We start from the raw sequence: 18,027 nt of genomic DNA on the forward strand, positions 1-18,027 counted from the left end.
GCGGTCAGTTCTGCAGGCGAACCGGCATGATCAGGTAGCGGAATGCGCCATCGGGATCCGCTCCCACCTCCGCGACTCCGGACATCGCGGCGGGTTTGGTGTGCTGCGTGAAGGACAGGTGCACGACCGGCTCGGTCATGACCGACAGCCCCTCCAGCATGTAGTTGGGGTTGAAGCCGATCGAGATGTCGTTGCCCTCGATCGTGGCCTCGACGCTCTCGGACGCCTGCGCCTCGTCGCCGCTGCCGGCCTCGAGGAGGACCTGACCCTCGGAGAACGACAGGCGGACGGGCGTGTTGCGCTCGGCGACCAGCGCGACGCGCTTGACCGCGTCGACGAGGGTCTGGGTGCCGACGTAGGCGACCGTCTCGGCCTGGGCGGTGAACAGCTGGCGCACGCGAGGGAAGTCGCCCTCGAGCAGGCGCGTGGTGGTGCGGCGGACGCCGCCGCCGACCGTGCCCTCGAAGCCGATGAGGCCGTCGCCGTTCTCGCTGGTGGACACGGCGATCGTGATGTCGCCGCCGGCGGTGAGCGCCTTCGCGGTGTCGGACAGCACGCGGGCGGGCACGAGGGCTCGCGCGGAGATGTCGGACGCCTCGGGGTACCAGGCCAGGTCGCGCAGGCTGGCGCGGAACCGGTCGGTGGCCATGAGCGAGATCGTGGAGCCCTCGAGCTCGAGGCGGATTCCGGTGAGCAGCGGGAGCATCTCGTCGCGCGACGCGGCGGCGCTGGCCTGGCCGACCGCGGTGGCGAAGTCGTCGGCCTTGACCGTGCCCGAGGAGGTGGGCATCGCCGGGAGCTGCGGGTACTCGTCGACCGGCATGGTCTGGAGGCTGAATCGCGAGCTGCCGCACGTGACCTGCACCTTGGTGCCGTCGTGCGCGACGTCGACTGGCTTGCCGGCCGGGAGGGATCGGACGATCTCGGCCAGGAGGCGGCCCGAGACGAGCGCCTTGCCCTCGTCGCTCACCTCGGCGGGGAGCGTGGCCCGCGTGGACGTGTCGTAGTCGAATCCCGAGAGGTGGAGCTCGTCGCCGACGGTCTCGAGCAGCAGACCGGTGAGGACGGGGACGCTCGGACGGGTCGGCAGACTCCGGGCGGTCCAGCCGACGGCGTCGGCGAGGGTGTCGCGATCGATGCGGAACTTCACGTTCGAGGGCCTCTCATTCGTCAGTCGAATCCTGCCACGGTGAGCCTTCTTCCACACCCATGGGTGCTGGTGACTTCGACTCGGGTTTCGGTCTTAGTACTTTCCGTCGTCGTAGTAGGGCCTGTGGATTCGGTGGACAACCGGTGTTTGTGCTGGTCAGCGGCGTTTCAGCCGGTGGATGAAGTTGTGTTCGGCGCAGTGGGGGGACTCGCTCGGGCTGTGGACGATCATCGCGTGTTCACATGTCATTCACATGCAGATCGCCGGGATGCACCGTTTCGGGCCCTTCATGCACAGGTGTGTCCCCAGGTGTGGGTGGGGCGGAGGTGCTCAGGACTGCCGTGCCTGCTGGCGGATCCGGGCCGTGAGCTCGGTGACCTGGTTGTACACGGCGTGCTTCTCGGCCATGAGCTTGCGGATCTTGCGCTCGGCGTGCATCACCGTGGTGTGGTCGCGACCGCCGAACTCGCCGCCGATCTGCGGCAGGGACATCTCGGTGAGCTCGCGGCACAGGTACATCGCGATCTGGCGGGCGAGTACGAGGTTGCGCGAGCGGTTGGGGCCGCACAGCTCCTCGATCGTGTACTCGGAGTAGGCGGCCGTCTGGGCCATGATCATGCCGGCGGTGATCTCGGGGTCGTCGCCCTCGGCGATCAGGTCCTTCAGCACGATCTGGGCCAGCTGCAGGTCGACCGTGGTGCCGTTGAGGTTGGCGAAGGCCGTGGCACGGATCAGCGCGCCCTCGAGCTCACGGATGTTCGTCTGCACCTTGCTCGCGATGAACTCGAGCACGTCGGCCGGCGCGGTGAGCTTCTCGGTGGCGGCCTTCTTGCGCAGGATCGCGATGCGGGTCTCGAGGTCGGGCGGCAGCATCTCGGTCTGCAGGCCCCAGCTGAACCGGTTGCGCAGGCGCTCCTCGAGGGTGCGCAGCTCCGACGGCGGCCGGTCGGACGTCATCACGATCTGCTTGTTCTCGTTGTGCAGCGCGTTGAAGGTGTGGAAGAACTCCTCCTGCGTCGCGTCCTTGTTCTCGATGAACTGGATGTCGTCGACCAGCAGCACGTCGATCTCGCGGTACTTGCGTCGCAGCGCGGGGGTGCGGTTCTCGCCGATCGCGTTGATGACGTCGTTGACGAACTCCTCGGAGCTGACGTAACGGACGCGGGACGAGGGGTAGAGGTTGATGACGTAGTGGCCGATGGCGTGGAGCAGGTGGGTCTTGCCCAGGCCGGAGTCGCCGTGGATGACGAGGGGGTTGTACGCCTTGCCCGGTGCCTCGGCGGCAGCCACCGCGGCGGCGTGGGCGAAGCGGTTGGACGAGCCGATGACGAAGTTCTCGAACTGGTAGCGCGAGTTCAGCCGCGCCTCGGCGATGTTGGCGCGGTGCGAGGGGCCGGGGCCGCCCTTGGAGGCGGTGGGCCGGCTGACCCAGCTGGGGGTCAGCGAATCGTCGTCGTCCTCGAAGTCGTCATCTTTGTCGATAAATCTACTTGTCGTCTTGTCGTCACCCGGATCCTCCTCGACCGTGATGCGCGAGGAGAGCAGGTCGGGCGCCTCGTCGACGACCTCGGGATCGATCGTGACGACCAGGCGGATGTCCTCGCCGGCCTGGGTCGTGAGCGACTGCTCGAGGGCGGGGCGCACGCGCGACTCGAGCTGAGCGCGGGACAGGTCGTCGTGGACTGCGACGATGAGGATGCCGTTGTGGAGCGAGAGGGGCTTGGCCGCGTAGACGAAGACCTTGGCTCCCGGGGACAAGGTGGCGACGGAATCGCGCCATACGGTCTCCAGATCCAGCTCAGCCTCGTCGCGCACCGCACAGCCTTCCTTCCCGCCGTAGCAGGAGATTCCCGAGTTCGACAGCGACACTGAATGCAGCTGCCGCCGGTTGTTCACACTGTTGTCCACACGCTGTGTACGAGTCGGATGGATGACACGACCGTGCAAGGTGGTGTCCTGTGGATATCCCGTGACGCTAGCAGCCGGTACGGACCAGTCACAAGCGGGTTCACACATTTGTGGGGACCCTCCGGCGTGTCGCGTGGACGCACCTGGGCGATCAGGATAAGACTGGCCGCTTTGGGTCGGTTTGACCGCGTCATGCCGCCCCCCGTACCTTGGAGGGGTCGTCTCGAACGACGTCCGCCGCGTGCCCATGAACAGTTCCAGTCGTGGGCGAGCGGTGGCCTCCTCCAACTGGGCCACGTTTTCGTACCGAAGGACCTCCTGTGAGCAAGCGCACCTACCAGCCGAACAACCGTCGCCGCGCCAAGAAGCACGGCTTCCGCCTCCGCATGCGCACGCGTGCCGGCCGCTCGATCCTGGCCGCGCGCCGCCGCAAGGGCCGCGACAAGCTGTCGGCCTGATTCCGCGTGCTGCCGCGCGTGCACCGCATGCGCGACGGTGAGGTGTTCCGCCAGGCGATTCGCCGCGGTGGCAAGGGTGTGCAACCCGACCTCGTCGTCCACGTGGGCGGACCTGTCGAACCGGCGGACGCCACGTCCGTCGGTTTCGTCGTGTCGAAGAAGGTGGGCCCCGCCCACGATCGCAATCGCGTGAAGCGCCGCCTGCGGCACCTCATGCGCGATCGCATCGACGCCGTCCCCACCGGATCGCGGGTCGTGATCCGTGCGCTTCCCGGCTCGGCACGGCGGCGGGCCGCAGAGCTCGCACCCCAGCTTGACCAAGCACTGCACACCGCGTCGTCACGAGTCCGGCGATGATGCGCTGGATCGTGGCGAGCCTGCTGCGCGCCTACCGGTTGGTCATCAGCCCGATGTACGGGCAGGTGTGCCGCTACCACCCCAGCTGTTCTGCCTACGCCCTCGAGGCGGTCGAGACGCACGGCGCCCTCAAGGGTTGCTGGCTCGCGGTCCGTCGTCTGGGTCGCTGTCATCCCTGGGCCGCTGGAGGGTACGACCCCGTGCCCGCCCGCGCCCATGAACGAGGAGAAGCATGTTCGACTTCCTAAGCAGCATCGGCAGCGCCATCATGACGCCGCTGTACTACTTCGTGTCGGGGATCATCCTCGGGTGGCACTGGCTGTTCGAGCAGATCGGCATGGACCCCGACGCCGGATGGACCTGGGTGCTGTCGATCGTCGGCCTGACGATCACGATCCGCGCGATGCTGATCCCGCTGTTCGTCAAGCAGATCAACTCCAGCCGGAACATGCAGCTGATCCAGCCGCAATTGCAGGAGCTGCGCAAGAAGTACGGCCATGACCGCGAGCGGTTCGCCCAGGAGCAGATGAAGCTGTTCCAGGAGACCGGCACCAACCCCTTCTCCTCCTGCATGCCGCTGCTGCTGCAGATGCCGATCTTCTTCGCCCTGTTCCGCATGATCGACCAAGCGTCGCGCAAGGGATCCGAGGGTGCGAAGGGCTTCCTCTCCCCTGAGCAGGCGGACTCGATCGCCAACGCCCAGTGGCTCGGCGGCAAGATCGCCGACACCTTCCTGTCCAGCGAGCACCTCGAGACGAAGATCATCGCCATGGTGATGGTCGTGGCCATGTGTGCCACGCAGTTCTTCACCCAGAAGCAGCTGATGGCCAAGAACATGCCGCCGGAGGCGCTCAACGGCCCCTTCGCCCAGCAGCAGAAGATCCTGCTCTACGTCCTGCCTGTCGTGTTCGCCGTCTCCGGCGTCGCGTTCCCGCTCGGTGTCCTCGTCTACTGGACGACCTCGAACCTGTGGACCATGGGCCAGCAGTTCTGGGTCATCCGCAACAACCCTGCCCCCGGCACTCCCGCCTTCAAGGCGAAGCAGGATCGCGACCGGGCCAAGGGCAAGCTCGTGCAGGATGACCCGATCGCCCAGGCCAAGGCCGAGGCGGAGGAGCAGCGCATCAAGCGCCAGCAGCCGAAGAAGCAGTCCCGCGACAAGCGACGCAAGTCCGGTGGTACGCCGCCGAAGCCGACCAAGCCCGCCAAGGAGGATCCCGATGAGTGAGACCGATCTGGAACGCGAAGGCGATATCGCCGCCGACTTCCTCGAAGAACTGCTCGACATCGCCGACCTCGATGGGGACATCGACATCGACGTGGACGGCGACCGTGCCGCCGTCGAGATCATCGGCGGCAACCTGGGCCACCTCGTGGGACGTGAGGGCGAGGTGTTGGACGCCCTTCAGGAGCTCACCCGCCTGGCCGTGTACCGCGAGACTGGTGCCCGGAGCCGCCTGATGCTGGACGTCGACGGCCACCGCGCGACGCGCAAGGCGGAACTCGTGGAGATCGCCGCCGAGGCCATCGAGCGCGTCAAGGCCGACGGTGAGTCCGTCGCCCTCGCGGCGATGTCCCCGTTCGAGCGGAAGGTCGTCCACGACGCCGTCGCGGACGCCGGCCTGCGCAGCGAGTCCGACGGTGCCGGACCGGGCCGCCACGTCGTGGTCCTCCCGGCCGAGTGACTGTTTCACGTGAAACAGTGTTCGGCGAGCGCCTTCCGCTAGCCGAGCGCTACGCCGAACTCCTCGCCACCTCTGGTGTCGAGCGAGGGCTGATCGGCCCTCGTGAGGTCGACCGGTTGTGGGAGCGGCACCTCTTCAATTGTGCTGCGCCCGTTCCCCGCGTTCCCGAGGGAGCTCGGGTGGCCGATGTCGGGTCCGGTGCGGGACTGCCGGGCTTGGTGTGGGCGATTGCCCGTCCCGACCTGCACGTCACGTTGATCGAGCCCCTCCTCCGCCGCACCACGTGGCTCGAAGAGGTGGTGGCCGATCTCGGTCTCGAGGGCAAGGTGACCGTCGTACGGGCGCGTGCCGAGGAGGTCGATCAGACCTTCGATGTCGTGACCTCGCGGGCCGTGGCCGCGCTCGACAAGCTGGCGCGCTGGTGCATGCCGCTGGTGAAGCCGGGCGGTCTGATGCTCGCGCTGAAGGGCCGCAGTGCGGCCGAAGAGGTGGAGACTGCGCGCGCCACCCTCGCTCGGCTCAAGGCCGGCGATATCGTGGTGGCGACGTACGGGCACCGGTGGGACCTCGAGGTCCCCACCACGCTCGTCGAAGTCCAGCGCCGCCAATGACACACCGTGGAACCGCCGAATGTTCCACGTGAAACATGACAGGAGCCGTAGTGACGATTCCGACTGCCGCTGACTTCGCCGAGGAGCCGCTGGAGGCGTCAGCGTCCACTCCCCTCGCGGATCAGGCCGGATACCACGTTCAACTGATGGAACGTCTGGCCGCCACCGGCCGGTACGACCGTCCCCGCAAGACACGGGTCTTCGTGGTCGCCAACCAGAAGGGCGGCGTGGGCAAGACGACGACGTCGGTGAACCTGGCCGCCGCGATGGCAGCCCGCGGCCTGTCGGTGCTACTGATCGACCTCGACCCCCAGGGGAACGCGTCCACCGCGGCCGCGATCCCCCATGCCTCGGGTACCCGGGGCACGTACGAAGTCCTCCTGGACCACCTGCCGATCCAGGAAGCCGTGCAGACGAGCCCCGACGTACCGGGCCTTCGCGTCGTGCCGGCCACCATCGACCTCGCGGGCGCCGAGATCGAGCTCGTGATGCTCGAGCAGCGCGAACGCCGGCTGCGCGCGGCGATCGACGCCTACCTCGAGGGCCCCGGCCGCGACATCGACTACGTCTTCATCGACTGCCCGCCGTCACTGGGCCTGCTCACGGTGAACGCGATGGTCGCCGCGCGCGAGGTGCTGATCCCGATCCAGTGCGAGTACTACGCGCTGGAGGGCCTGAGCCAGCTGTTGGGCAACATCGAGCTCGTCCAGCAGCACCTGAACTCCGATCTGGACGTGTCGACCATCCTGTTGACGATGCACGACGCCCGCACGAACCTCTCGTCGAGCGTGGCCGCTGAGGTTCGAGGGCATTTCGGGGATCGAGTGCTGTCCACCGCGATCCCGCGATCGGTGCGCATCAGCGAGGCACCGGGCTATCAGCAGACGATCATCACGTACGATCCCACCTCGACGGGGGCGCTCTCCTACCTGGAGGCGGCCCGCGAGATCACTGAGCGCGGCGCGGCCCTCGCGCAGCAAGGAGCATCGTCATGAGCAACCCTCGACCCGGACTCGGACGCGGGCTCTCGGCCCTGATTCCCACGTCGCCCGCCCAGGCGAAGGAGTCCGGACTCGCCGAGGTCCAGGGAGCGCGTCTGCGCGACATCCCCGTGGGCCAGATCTCGCCGAACCCTCGCCAGCCGCGTACGGCGTTCGACGAGGAGGCCATGGCCGAGCTCGTGCACTCCATCAAGGAGATCGGCCTGCTGCAGCCGATCGTGGTGCGCCAGACCGGCCCGGAGGCGTACGAGCTGATCATGGGGGAGCGGCGCTGGCGCGCCCACCAGAAGGCTGAGCTGCCGAACATCACGGCGGTCGTGCGCGAGACCACCGACGAGGACCTGCTGCGTGACGCGCTGCTGGAGAACCTGCACCGGTCGGAGCTCAACCCGTTGGAGGAGGCGGCCGCCTACCAGCAGCTGCTCGAGGACTTCGGCTGCACCCAGGAGGAGCTCTCCGAGCGGATCGGACGCTCGCGTCCCCAGATCACGAACACGATCCGGCTGCTGAAGCTGCCTCCGGCCGTGCAGCGCCGGGTGGCCGCCGGCGTGCTCTCGGCCGGGCACGCCCGGGCCCTGCTCTCGGTGCCGAACCCCGACCTGCAGGACCGCCTGGCCTCGCGCGTGGTCGCGGAGGGCATCTCGGTACGCCAGCTGGAGGAGATCGTCCGATTCGGCGACGAGGAGGCCACCCCCGCGGCACGGAAGCTGTCGACGCGGCCCACCTCGGCCCGTGTCGGTGAGCTGGCGCACCGTCTCTCCGAGCGGTTCGACACCCGGGTGAAGGTCGACTTCGGCAAGTCCAAGGGCAAGATCGTGGTCGAGTTCGCCACGATCGGGGACCTGGAGCGCATCGTCGAGCTGATGGACCCGGCGCCCAAGCCGCAGCAGTAGTCGAGAAAACAATAAAGCCACTTGTCGACAAATCGACAAGTGGCTTTATTGATTCAGCAGGTCAGGCCACGAACTCCGAGATCTCGGTGAGGATCGCGGACTTGGGGCGGACGCCCACGATGCTGCGGACGAGCTCGCCCTGGTAGTACAGGTTGATCGTCGGCAGGCCGGTCACGCGGTACTGCGCGGGGGTGACCGGGTTGGCGTCGGCGTCCATCTTGACGATGGTCAGCGCGCCCTCCTTCTCGTTCGCGATCTCCTCGAGGATCGGAGCGAGCTGGCGGCACGGGCCGCACCAGGATGCCCAGAAGTCGACGAGGACCGGGCCCTCGGCCTTCAGGACGGTGGACTCGAAGTCGGCGTCGGTGACGGCGGCGATGTCAGCCATGGATTCTCCTCTGGGTGGTGGTGGTCAGTCGGTCAGGGCGACCGCAGGCTCGGGGAAGCCGGCATGCTCGATGTCGGCAAGGAAGCGCTCGGCGTCCAGGGCGGCCTGGCAGCCGGTGCCCGCGGCCGTGATGGCCTGGCGGTAGGTGTGGTCGACGAGGTCGCCCGCGGCGAAGACGCCTCGCAGGTTGGTGGCGGTGGAGCCGGGCTGGACGAGGACGTAGCCCTCGTCGTCGAGGTCGACCTGGCCCGTCAGCAGCTCGGAGCGCGGATCGTGGCCGATCGCGATGAACAGGCCGCTGACGTCGAGCCGGCGGGTCTCACCCGTCCGGGTGTCGCGCAGCGTGACGCCCTCGAGGATGCCGTCGCCGTGGATCTGGTCGACGGCGCTGTTCCACGCGAACTCGAGCTTGTCGTTGGCGTAGGCGCGGTCGGCCATGATCTTGCTGGCGCGCAACTCGTCGCGTCGGTGGATCAGCGTGACCTTGTCGGCGAAGCGCGTGAGGAACAGGGCCTCCTCGACGGCGGAGTCGCCGCCGCCCACGACGGCGATGTCCTTGCCGCGGAAGAAGAAGCCGTCACACGTCGCGCACCAGCTGACACCGTGACCCGAGAGCGCGTCCTCGCCCTCGATGCCGAGCTTGCGGTAGCCCGAGCCCATCGCGAGGATCACGGCGTGGGCGCGGTACGTGCTGCCGTTGGCCAGGGCCACGGTCTTGACGTCGCCGGTGAGGTCCACCGAGGTGACGTCGTCGGACACCAGCTCGGCGCCGAAGCGGTCGGCCTGGGCGCGCAGGTTGTCCATCAGGGCCGGGCCCATGATGCCGTCGGGGAAGCCCGGGAAGTTCTCCACGTCGGTGGTGTTCATCAGGGCGCCACCGGCGGTGACCGAGCCCTCGAACACGAGCGGCTTGAGGTTGGCACGCGCGGCGTAGATGGCAGCGGTGTACCCGGAGGGGCCGGAGCCGATGATGATGAGACTGCGGACGTCGTCGGTCATGAAGGAGCGCTTTCGATCGGGTTCACGTGCTTCAACGGATTCTAGGTGGTGAATGTTCCCCGGCGGCGCGGGCGGCTCACCGGCCGCGGACGATCGCCGCACGGATCTCTCCGCGGTACTCGCCCTCGGCGATCTGGGGCAGTCCGCGCAGCCACACGACCACGTAGCGCGTGCGAACGTCGCGCGGCAGAGCCACGGAGAGATCCTCGGCCGCGCCGTTCAGCGTGGCGACCTCGCGGAGGTCGTCGAGTGAGGTCGGCAGCTCGCTGATCGACGACGGAGCGGTGAGGATCGACAGGTCGGTGGGGCTGCCGGCCAGCCGCAGGCGCACCTGCTCGGCCTGACGCACGGTGCCGAGGTCGAGGATCAGGCCGACGCCGTCCTTGAGCCCGCCGAGGTCGGCCCGCCCGTAGTACGTGCTGGTGCGCCACCCGTTGTCGGGATCCTCGTCGAGGATGAGCTCCGCCTGGTCCGGGTTCTCGGTCTTGTCCTCGCCCTGGGGGTCGAAGTCGACGACGCGCGAGACCGGCAGCACCCGCACCGGTGCGTCCGGGGCGGACTGGGCGTAGGGATCGCCCTCACGGCCGGCCTCACGCCCCACCAGGAAGGCCAGGAAGCCCGAGAGGATGATCGCCGTGACCAGCCCGAGCAGCACCAGGGCCCGGTCGCCGTGCGTCATCATCTGCATGCGGGCAGCGAACCGCTCGCGACGTGTGGGCGGCTTGGGGTCGAACGCCTTGGGGCGGCGCCGCGGGGGCTCGAGGCCGGGCGGCGGGCCCGAGGGCTCCACCACCGGATCGAGGCGCAGCAGGTCGGGCGAGGTCACGTCGTAGCCGAGGGGCTCGTCGAAGAGGTCCTCGTCGCCCTCGCGCGCCTCGTAGAGCTCACGCGCGATGTCGCCGGCGGTGGTGAGCGCGTCGTGGGGATGGCGGGCCGGCTCCAGGATGCGGTCGCAGATGTCGTCGACGTCCCGCAGGACGCCGGCACGCACCTTCCGCGGCCGCAGGAGGTGACCGTGCTCGGTGGGAGCGGCGCGCAGCCCGTCGACGTGCCCTCCGGGCCAGCGGCTCACGAGGCAGGCATAGAGCACCTTGCCGAGGGCCTGCACGTCCGCGGCACGGTAGGCCGCGAGGTCGTCGTCGGAGTCCTGGTGGTCGGCGGGCGCGAGCGCGGTGGCGACGCCGAGGCCGACGATCCGGACAGCCCCGGACTCCTTCAGCAGGATCTGGTGCGGCGTGAGGCGGCGGTGCACGAGGCCGCGGTCGTGGGCGTGGGCGAGCGACTCGGCCACCTCGGCGACGATCGCGGCGGCGCGCCGGTTCGGCAGGGGCGACTGGGCCAGCAGGCGGCTCAGCGGCGTGGCCTTGGCCCATTCGCGCACCACGACATGGACGCCGTCCTCGTCCTGGAGCAGGTCGAGGACCCGCAGGAACCGGTGGTCGGTGACGCTCGTCGAACGTCGGGCGGCCTCGAGAAAGTTCGGGCCGCGGGGATCGTCGGCGGGGAGCAGCTCCACCCGTACGTTGCGGTGCAGGACCCGGTCGACGGCCCTCCAGTTGGAGGCGCCGAGGCTCTCACTGACCAGGTCGGCGAGCTCGTACCGTGAGGCGAGCACGTCGCCGGAGACGTGGGGTCTCCGGTCGCTCATCAGTCCTCCTCGGCGGGTGCGGGCGCACCACGTCCATCGTACGGGCGTCAGCCACGCCGCATGACGCTTGAGACCACATACCTCAGCTCCTCCACACGCAGCAGGCGCGCGACCAGGACCGTGGTGACCGCGCCGGCCAGGCCCACCAGGACGAGCTCGCCCAGCGCGGAAAGCGGCGAGAGGTCGCCCTCGGCCACGAAGCGGCCCCAGCCCCAGCGGCCGAGCAGCATCACCGCGGCCGCCGCGAGGCAGACGAGGGCGAGCCTGACGACGAAGCGCACCGTCTCGGGATCGGCCAGCGACCCGATCCGACGTGACAGCACCGTGGCCGAGATCGCCAGGCCCACCGTGTAGGCCAGTCCGTAGGCCAGGGCCAGCCGCGTGGAGACCTCGATCGGCGCGGCGCCGGTGGTGAGCGCGACGGCCAGGGCGATGTTCACGCCGGCGATGGCCAGCTGGATCCAGAAGGGCGTCCGGGTGTCCTCCAGCGCGTAGAACCCGCGCAGGACGATGTAGTGGGTGCTGAACATGACCAGCGCCAGGGCGAAGGCCGAGATGGTCGTCCCGATGGCGTCGGTGTTGCCGCGCGCCGCGCCGAATCCCGCCAGGACCGACGCGATCGGCAGTCCGAGGCAGGCCACCGCGACCGCGATGGGCGCGATCAGCATCAGGGCCAGGCGCAGCGTGCGGCTCAGCTCGAGGCGCATTCGGGCGTAGTCGTGCTCCGCGGCCCGCGCGGCGAGCGTGGGGATGATCGCCGTGGCCAAGGACACCGTGATGACGCCGTGCGGCACCTGGCTGATGAGGAAGCCGACGTCGTAGACGACCTGTCCCGCGCTGGAGACCTTCTGCTTCACGCCCTCGATGTCGGCGCCGGACGCGAGCCGGACGATGACGAAGTACGCGATCTGGTTGACGACGATGAAAGCCAGGGTCCAGGCGCCGAGCCGCAGCGTGTGGCCCAGGCCGACGCCGCGGAAGTCGAACCGCGGGCGGTAGCGGAAGCCCACCTGACGCAGGAAGGGCACCAGCACGAGGGCCTGCACGGCGATGCCGAGCGTCGATCCCAGGCCGAGCAGCCAGGCCTCTGCGGTGCTGAAGCCGTCGGCGGCGCCCGGGCTGGCCACGCCGAAGATCACGGCGTAGGCGCCCAGGACCGCGAGCGCCACGAGGTTGTTCACGATCGGTGCCCACATCATCGGGCCGAAGCGCTGGCGGGAGTTCAGGATCTGGCCCACCAGCACGAAGGCGCCGTAGAAGAAGACCTGAGGCATGCACAGCAGCATCAGCAGGTAGGCCGACTCGCGCTGGCGGGTGAACTCGTCGGTGAACATGTCCGCGCCGAACAGCAGGCGCAGGAGCACCGGCACCGCGATCATCAGCACGATCGTGGCCGCACCCAGCACGAGGAGGCCGAGGGTGACGATGCGGTTCGCGTACGCGTCGCCCCCGTCGGGGTCGTTCTTCATGGCGCGCACGAGCTGGGGCACCAGCACGACGTTGAAGATGCCGCCGGCCACGAGGATGTACAGCGAGTTCGGGATCGAGTTCGCGACGTTGAACAGCGAGCCGTTCAGCGCGCTGCCGACCACCGCGAGCAGCACGAGCGACCGCAGCAGGCCCGTGATGCGCGAGACGATCGTCCCGAGCGCCATCCAGGCACTGGCGCGGGCGAGGTTCGGGTCACTCATCGGGGCCCTCGAAGCCGTCGGCCTCCGCGTCCGGAGCGGCGGCCCTGCGACGGCGCCGGCCCAGGAAGCGGCGGGCCCACGTGGCGACCACGAGCAGTCCCGCCGCGGCCATGGCGGCCCACACGATGAGCCCCACGTTGCTGCTGCGGATGTTGAACACGGCCGGCTCGCCGAAGGTCACGCCGGCGTCGGTCGCCAGGCGTGCGCTGACCGTGCTCGAGGTCTGGTCGCCGAGGTCGACCTGCACGGTGAACGTGTGTCGTTCGCCGGCGTCGATCTCGACGACGTCGATGTCGTCGAGCTGCAGCGAGGGGTTGTCGGCGACCAGGTCCAGTCCGACGCGCACGGTCTTGTCGGTCTCGTTCGCCAGGGTGAGCGGGAAGCCGCCGCGGCTGCTCGACAGGGTGATGGTGGACGGGCTGTCGATCGAGATGCTGTCCAGATCGGACTCCAGCGCCGCGAGCTCGCGATCCACCCGCTGGTCGAGCGCGGTGGTGTTCGACCGCCAGCGGACCGACATCAGCGCCGCGATGTCGCGGTCGTGGTCGGGCCGGGTGGGATCGACCACCACGGAGTCGTGGAGGTCGGCCACGTCCGAGAGGTTCGCGATGGCGTCGAGGGAGCCGGCGCCCAAGGAGCGCGTCTCGACGTCCTCGACCACGTCGCCGCTGTAGTTCAGGGGGGCCGAGCGGGTCAGGTCCGTGGCGGTAACCGGACGGGTGAGGCCACCCGAGCCGGCGGTCGTCACCGCCTCCGCGACCACCGGGCCGCCCGTGGTGCCGGGATCCCAGCTCGGATCCACGATCGTGAGGGCGTCGGACCGGGAGTTCTTGTCGCTCTCGCGCGAGACCGCGCCGAGCGCCGCGTCGGTCAGGATGCGCTGACGCATCGTCACGGGCGTCTCGCTGCCGGGCACGTCGGGCAGCGCGCCGTTGACGAGCAGCGGCAGCGGTCCGTTGAGGGTCTCGAGGTTCACGACCGACCCCAGGCGGGGCTCCCAGCCGGGCAGGGTCTGGCGCGAGACGAGCGTGGGCCCATCGCCGCGGGCGCGGATGTCCTCGAGCATCGTCAGCGTGGTGCCGGCGATCGTGGGCCACGAGGCCCGTGGTCCGCTCAGGGCGTTGTCCGCCAGGCTGTCGTCGGTGGCCTGGTCGACCCGCTTCCACAGCACTTCGGCGTTCTCCGGGTAGCGGCTCAGGGCGAGCTCGTCGGGGCGCGCGTACGACACGATCCACGTGGCCGAGTCGAGCGACAGCTCGCGCAGGTCGGCGAGCCAGTCGGTCACCGCGGCCGTGTCGGCCGCGGTGAGGTCCACGCCCTTCGGCAGGTTCTCGGGATCAGTCAGCCGGGTGAGGTCGTCGAGGATCGAGGGGTCCAGCACGATCGACCGGCCCTCGCGCGGCGTGGCGGCTGCGGCGTCGAGGTAGTGACGCAGCTGGCCCTGCTGCACCGATCGGGCGGCCTCCTCCAGCTCGCTGCCGTCGGGCTCCCACGTGGGCGTGAACGGCCAGACGATGCCCGCCGGGACGGGCGCGGCCGGATCCGGCACCCACGGCAGGAAGGTGGTGGCCCGGGCCACCGCGTCGTTCGACCGCTGGCCCTCGTCGTCGGTGGCCAGCACCTGGACGCCGACGGGGTACACCCCGCCCGGCCCGGCCAGCCCCAGCCGCGAGACGGGCACCGAGATCCGGAACCGGCGCACCCCTCCCGGGGCGAGGTCGCCCAGCTCGGCGAAGGAGCCGGCGTCGATCACGCGCTCGCCGGTGTAGGACTGGCCGTCCTCGATGGCGGACTCGATCTGGCCGCGGGACTGGAACGGGGTGCGCGGGATGACGAGGTAGGCCTGCACCGAGGTCCAGGGGGTGGAGCCGGTGTTGCGGACGATGCCGCTCATCGTGATGGTGGCGTCGGCGGAGAGGCGCGAGGGGGTCAGGCCGTCGATGCGGACGCCCAGCGAGCCGTCGGAGGCGGTGGCGGTGGGGCTCGGAGCACCCACGAGCAGTGACACCGCGACCACGAGGGCGGTCAGCCACGCGCGGATCGTCACCACGTCATCGTAGTGGGAGCGACGTCGGCGTCCGTGGCTGCGACTCAGCGCGCGGCCCACCACGCGCGCAGCGCCTCGATCGCCTGGTCCTCGGGCAGCGGACCCCGGTCCATACGCAGGTCCAGCAGGAAGCGGTACGCCTCGCCGACCTCGCGGCCGGGACCGATGTCCAGGACCTCCATGATGCGGTTGCCGTCGAGGTCGGGGCGGATGGACTGCAGCTCCTCCTGCGCGGCCAGCTGGGTGATGCGCTGCTCCAGCTCGTCGTAGGTGCGCTGCAGGCGCAGCGCCTTGCGCTGGTTGCGCGTGGTGCTGTCGGCACGGGTGAGGATGTGCAGGCGCTCGAGCTGGTCGCCTGCGTCGCGGACGTAGCGCCGGACGGCGGAGTCGGTCCAGTCCCCGCTGCCGTAGCCGTGGAACCTCAGGTGCAGCTCCACCAGCATGGCGACGTCGTCGGTGATCTCGTTGGGATAGCGCAGCGCGCGCATGCGCTTGCGGGCCAGCTTCGCCCCCACGACGTCGTGGTGGTGGAACGTGACGGTGCCGTCGCCGGTGAACCGCCTGGTGCGCGGCTTGCCGATGTCGTGCAGCAGCGCCGCGAGGCGGATCGTGAGGTCGGGACGCTGGTCGAGCCGGTGCTCGAGCGCGATCGCCTGCTCCAGCACGGTCAGCGAGTGCTCGTAGACGTCCTTGTGGCGGTGGTGCTCGTCGCGCTCCAGCTGCAGCGCCGGCAGCTCGGGCAGCACCCGCTCGGCCAGCCCGGTGTCCACGAGGACGCGCAGGCCCAGGACGGGGTGGTCCGACAGCAGCAGCTTGTTCAGCTCGTCGCGCACGCGCTCGGCCGAGACGATCCCGATGCGGTCGGCCATCGACACCATCGCCTCGGTGACGTCGGGCGCGGCGATGAAGCCGAGCTGGCCGACGAATCGGGCCGCGCGCATCATCCGCAGCGGGTCGTCGCCGAAGGAGACGTCGGGGCCGATCGGCGTGCGCAGGGTGCGGTCGGCGAGGTCGTCGAGTCCGCCGTGGACGTCGACGAACTCCAGGCCGGGCAGCCGGACCGCCATCGCGTTCACGGTGAAGTCGCGCCGCGCGAGGTCGTCGTTCAGGTTCGTGCCGAACGCCACGACCGGCTTGCGCGACTGGGGGTCGTACTCGTCGGCGCGGTACGTGGTGATCTCGAGCGTCTCGGTGCCCTTGCGGACGCCGATGGTGCCGAAGGCGCGGCCCACGTCCCACGTGGTGTCGGCCCAGCCCTTGACGATCTGCTCGATCTCGTCGGGCGACGCGGAGGTGGTGAAGTCCAGGTCGGTGACGGGGCGGCCCAGCAGCGCGTCGCGGACGGGTCCGCCGACGAGGGCGATCTCGTGGCCGGCGTCGTCGAAACGTGCGCCCAGCTGGGTCAGCACGGGATGGGTCGCACGCAACTCGTCGAGGCGCGTCTTCTCGTGCGCGGTCAATTCGGCCACAAGGGTCGAGTCTATCGGGCTCGGCGCTGCGTCACGTATGCTGGAGCGCATGGAGAACTGAGATCCCGCCCCCGCCCACCCGCGACCCGGAGATCTCCATGTCATCCTTCCTCTCTCTTTCCCATGCCTCGTTCGTGCTGCCCGAGGGACGCACGATCCTCGACGACCTCACCTTCGGCCTCGGTCCCGGTCGGCACGGACTCGTCGGCGACAACGGGAGCGGCAAGTCCACGCTGCTGCGGCTCCTGGCCGGCGAGCTCGAGCCCACGTCGGGTGCCGTCGACGTGAGTGGCCGCCGTGCGTACCTCCCCCAGACCCGTGCCTCCGCCGGCTCCACGGTGGCCGACGTCCTGGGCGTGGCACCCGCGCTGGCCGCGCTCGCGCGGATCGAGGAGGGCTCGGTCGACCCTGCCGACTACGACCTCGTCGGCGACGACTGGGACCTGCCCGATCGCGTCGAGCGCTGGCTCGAGCAGGTCGGTCTCGGTGGTCTCGGGCCGGACCGTCCCGTTTCGGCGATCTCCGGCGGTGAGTCGACGATGCTGCGGCTCGCGGGCCTCATGGTCGGCGAGCCGGAGGTCCTGCTGCTCGACGAGCCGACGAACGACCTCGACGCCGCCGCTCGCGGGCGGCTCGCGCGGATCGTGGACGAGTTCACCGGAGTTCTCGTCGTGGTGAGCCACGACCGAAGCCTGCTCGAGCGTGTCGACCACATCGGCGAGGTCCGAGCGGGCGCGGTGCGATGGTTCGGCGGGGCGTTCAGCGACTACGCGGCCGCGGTCGAGGCGGAGCAGGAGGCGGCGCTCAGGGCCGTCTCGGCGGCGAAGGCCGACGTGCGGCGGCAGCGTCAGGACCTCATGGACCAGCAGACCAAGCAGGCGCGCCGCGATCGCAGGGGCCGAGCGAACGCCGACAGCCTGCCCAGGATCATCGCGGGGACGTACCAGCGCAGGGCCGAGGTCACCTCGGGCCGGCTCCGCGGGATGCACGAGGACCGGCTCGACGGGTCGCGGGCCGCGCTGGCCACGGCCGAGGAGCGCGTTCGCGACGACCGCCGGATTCGGGTGGACCTGCCTGACACGGAGGTGCCCGCCCGGCGGGAGGTGTTGCGTGCCGAGGGCCTGGTCCCCGCGTTCGGGACGTCGCAGCCCTTCGACCTCGACCTGCGTGGGCCCGAGAGGATCGCGCTCGTGGGGCGCAACGGCGCGGGCAAGTCCTCGCTGCTGCGCGCCCTGCTCGGGCTGCAGGAGCCGAGGTCCGGCCGTTCGGTGGTGCACGTGCCGTGGAGGTACCTGCCGCAGGGCGTCGACCTGCTCGACCCCGAGCGGACGGTGCTCGAGAACGTGCGGGACGCGGCGCCCGAGGCCGACCCGGGAACCGTGCGGGCCCAGCTCGCGCGCTTCCTGTTCCGCGGGAACGCCGTGGACCAGGTGACGTCCACGCTGTCGGGCGGCGAGCGGTGGCGCGCCACCCTGGCCAGCCTGCTGCTGGCGACCCCGGCGCCGCAGCTGCTCGTCCTGGACGAGCCCACCAACAACCTCGACCTGGCCAGCATCGCGCACCTGACCGAGGTGCTCGACTCCTACCGCGGCGCCCTGCTGGTGGTCAGCCACGACGCGTCGTTCCTCGCCGACCTGTCCCTCGACCGCACGATCGAGATGGCCCGAAGTTTCCCCGGTTAACAGGGGAAACTGTCACGATGCGGGGGAAGTTTCCCCCGCT

Annotated in this window: 17 protein-coding genes; 9 read left to right on the forward strand and 8 right to left on the reverse strand. The window is 69.8% G+C overall.

The window, feature by feature from the left end; genetic code table 11:
* Positions 1–4: 4 nt before the first annotated feature.
* On the reverse strand, positions 5–1,150 hold the full coding sequence (gene dnaN, locus B5D60_RS07755; RefSeq protein WP_078699617.1) for a DNA polymerase III subunit beta: 1,146 nt from the start codon (positions 1,148–1,150) through the stop codon (positions 5–7).
* 330 nt (positions 1,151–1,480) lie between these two features.
* Positions 1,481–2,965: a chromosomal replication initiator protein DnaA gene (gene dnaA, locus B5D60_RS07760; protein WP_231948999.1), complete on the reverse strand. Its 1,485-nt coding sequence runs from the start codon at positions 2,963–2,965 to the stop codon at positions 1,481–1,483.
* Between the two features lie 413 nt (positions 2,966–3,378).
* Between dnaA and rpmH the strand changes: the two genes are divergently transcribed.
* The 8 genes from rpmH (at position 3,379) to B5D60_RS07800 (ending at position 8,063) form a co-directional block, all read left to right on the forward strand.
* The gene (gene rpmH / locus B5D60_RS07765) at positions 3,379–3,516 is read left to right on the forward strand and encodes a 50S ribosomal protein L34 (protein ID WP_078699619.1); all 138 of its coding nucleotides are present in this window, start codon (positions 3,379–3,381) and stop codon (positions 3,514–3,516) included.
* Between the two features lie 6 nt (positions 3,517–3,522).
* On the forward strand, positions 3,523–3,873 hold the full coding sequence (gene rnpA, locus B5D60_RS07770; RefSeq protein ID WP_078699620.1) for a ribonuclease P protein component: 351 nt from the start codon (positions 3,523–3,525) through the stop codon (positions 3,871–3,873).
* Complete coding sequence (gene yidD, locus B5D60_RS07775) at positions 3,873–4,121, forward strand: membrane protein insertion efficiency factor YidD (protein WP_078701338.1); 249 nt, start codon at positions 3,873–3,875, stop codon at positions 4,119–4,121. Before rnpA ends, yidD begins: the two co-directional genes overlap by 1 nt.
* Positions 4,106–5,101 carry a membrane protein insertase YidC gene (gene yidC, locus B5D60_RS07780; RefSeq protein ID WP_078699621.1) on the forward strand — a complete coding sequence of 332 codons (996 nt, stop codon included), beginning with the start codon at positions 4,106–4,108 and terminating at the stop codon, positions 5,099–5,101. Before yidD ends, yidC begins: the two co-directional genes overlap by 16 nt.
* A complete protein-coding gene (locus tag B5D60_RS07785) occupies positions 5,094–5,558 on the forward strand; it encodes a Jag family protein (RefSeq protein WP_078699622.1) in 465 nt (154 codons plus the stop codon). Before yidC ends, B5D60_RS07785 begins: the two co-directional genes overlap by 8 nt.
* Before the next feature lie 17 nt (positions 5,559–5,575).
* Positions 5,576–6,169, forward strand: coding sequence for a 16S rRNA (guanine(527)-N(7))-methyltransferase RsmG (gene rsmG / locus B5D60_RS07790; RefSeq protein WP_197684427.1), 594 nt, complete (start codon positions 5,576–5,578; stop codon positions 6,167–6,169).
* A gap of 146 nt (positions 6,170–6,315) precedes the next feature.
* Positions 6,316–7,164 (forward strand): ParA family protein, encoded by an 849-nt coding sequence (locus tag B5D60_RS07795; RefSeq protein ID WP_153302913.1) that lies wholly within the window; start codon positions 6,316–6,318, stop codon positions 7,162–7,164.
* Positions 7,161–8,063: a ParB/RepB/Spo0J family partition protein gene (locus tag B5D60_RS07800; RefSeq protein ID WP_078699625.1), complete on the forward strand. Its 903-nt coding sequence runs from the start codon at positions 7,161–7,163 to the stop codon at positions 8,061–8,063. The genes B5D60_RS07795 and B5D60_RS07800 overlap by 4 nt, the downstream gene beginning before the upstream one ends.
* A 61-nt stretch (positions 8,064–8,124) precedes the next feature.
* Here the strand turns inward: B5D60_RS07800 and trxA are convergent, their stop codons facing one another.
* The 6 genes from trxA to B5D60_RS07830 form a co-directional block, all read right to left on the reverse strand.
* Positions 8,125–8,451: a thioredoxin gene (gene trxA / locus B5D60_RS07805; RefSeq protein WP_078699626.1), complete on the reverse strand. Its 327-nt coding sequence runs from the start codon at positions 8,449–8,451 to the stop codon at positions 8,125–8,127.
* Positions 8,452–8,475: 24 nt separating this feature from the next.
* Entirely contained in the window at positions 8,476–9,450 is a 975-nt protein-coding gene (gene trxB, locus B5D60_RS07810; protein WP_078699627.1) for a thioredoxin-disulfide reductase, read from the reverse strand.
* Between the two features lie 76 nt (positions 9,451–9,526).
* The gene (locus B5D60_RS07815) at positions 9,527–11,098 is read right to left on the reverse strand and encodes a protein kinase family protein (RefSeq protein WP_078699628.1); all 1,572 of its coding nucleotides are present in this window, start codon (positions 11,096–11,098) and stop codon (positions 9,527–9,529) included.
* Between the two features lie 47 nt (positions 11,099–11,145).
* Positions 11,146–12,789 carry a murein biosynthesis integral membrane protein MurJ gene (gene murJ, locus B5D60_RS07820; RefSeq protein ID WP_078699629.1) on the reverse strand — a complete coding sequence of 548 codons (1,644 nt, stop codon included), beginning with the start codon at positions 12,787–12,789 and terminating at the stop codon, positions 11,146–11,148.
* Positions 12,782–14,836 (reverse strand): DUF6049 family protein, encoded by a 2,055-nt coding sequence (locus B5D60_RS07825; RefSeq protein WP_153302914.1) that lies wholly within the window; start codon positions 14,834–14,836, stop codon positions 12,782–12,784. The genes murJ and B5D60_RS07825 overlap by 8 nt, the downstream gene beginning before the upstream one ends.
* 44 nt (positions 14,837–14,880) lie before the next feature.
* Entirely contained in the window at positions 14,881–16,356 is a 1,476-nt protein-coding gene (locus B5D60_RS07830; protein ID WP_078699631.1) for a CCA tRNA nucleotidyltransferase, read from the reverse strand.
* A 47-nt stretch (positions 16,357–16,403) separates the two neighbouring features.
* On the opposite strand from B5D60_RS07830, the gene B5D60_RS07835 reads away from it, so the two are divergent.
* Positions 16,404–17,987, forward strand: a complete 1,584-nt coding sequence (locus tag B5D60_RS07835; RefSeq protein WP_078699632.1) for an ABC-F family ATP-binding cassette domain-containing protein — start codon at positions 16,404–16,406, stop codon at positions 17,985–17,987.
* Positions 17,988–18,027 lie beyond the last annotated feature (40 nt).

The organism is Aeromicrobium choanae (genome assembly GCF_900167475.1).
Lineage (GTDB): Bacteria > Actinomycetota > Actinomycetes > Propionibacteriales > Nocardioidaceae > Aeromicrobium > Aeromicrobium choanae.

Excerpts from the sequence above, each read along its gene's own strand:
- B5D60_RS07785 (WP_078699622.1), top strand. The coding sequence starts at position 5,094 with ATGAGTGAGACCGATCTGGAACGCGAAGGCGATATCGCCGCCGACTTC.
- trxA (WP_078699626.1), bottom strand. The coding sequence starts at position 8,451 with ATGGCTGACATCGCCGCCGTCACCGACGCCGACTTCGAGTCCACCGTC.
- B5D60_RS07795 (WP_153302913.1), top strand. The coding sequence starts at position 6,316 with ATGGAACGTCTGGCCGCCACCGGCCGGTACGACCGTCCCCGCAAGACA.
- B5D60_RS07800 (WP_078699625.1), top strand. The coding sequence starts at position 7,161 with ATGAGCAACCCTCGACCCGGACTCGGACGCGGGCTCTCGGCCCTGATT.
- B5D60_RS07815 (WP_078699628.1), bottom strand. The coding sequence starts at position 11,098 with ATGAGCGACCGGAGACCCCACGTCTCCGGCGACGTGCTCGCCTCACGG.
- yidC (WP_078699621.1), top strand. The coding sequence starts at position 4,106 with ATGTTCGACTTCCTAAGCAGCATCGGCAGCGCCATCATGACGCCGCTG.
- trxB (WP_078699627.1), bottom strand. The coding sequence starts at position 9,450 with ATGACCGACGACGTCCGCAGTCTCATCATCATCGGCTCCGGCCCCTCC.
- murJ (WP_078699629.1), bottom strand. The coding sequence starts at position 12,789 with ATGAGTGACCCGAACCTCGCCCGCGCCAGTGCCTGGATGGCGCTCGGG.
- B5D60_RS07830 (WP_078699631.1), bottom strand. The coding sequence starts at position 16,356 with ATGCGCTCCAGCATACGTGACGCAGCGCCGAGCCCGATAGACTCGACC.
- yidD (WP_078701338.1), top strand. The coding sequence starts at position 3,873 with ATGCGCTGGATCGTGGCGAGCCTGCTGCGCGCCTACCGGTTGGTCATC.
- B5D60_RS07835 (WP_078699632.1), top strand. The coding sequence starts at position 16,404 with ATGTCATCCTTCCTCTCTCTTTCCCATGCCTCGTTCGTGCTGCCCGAG.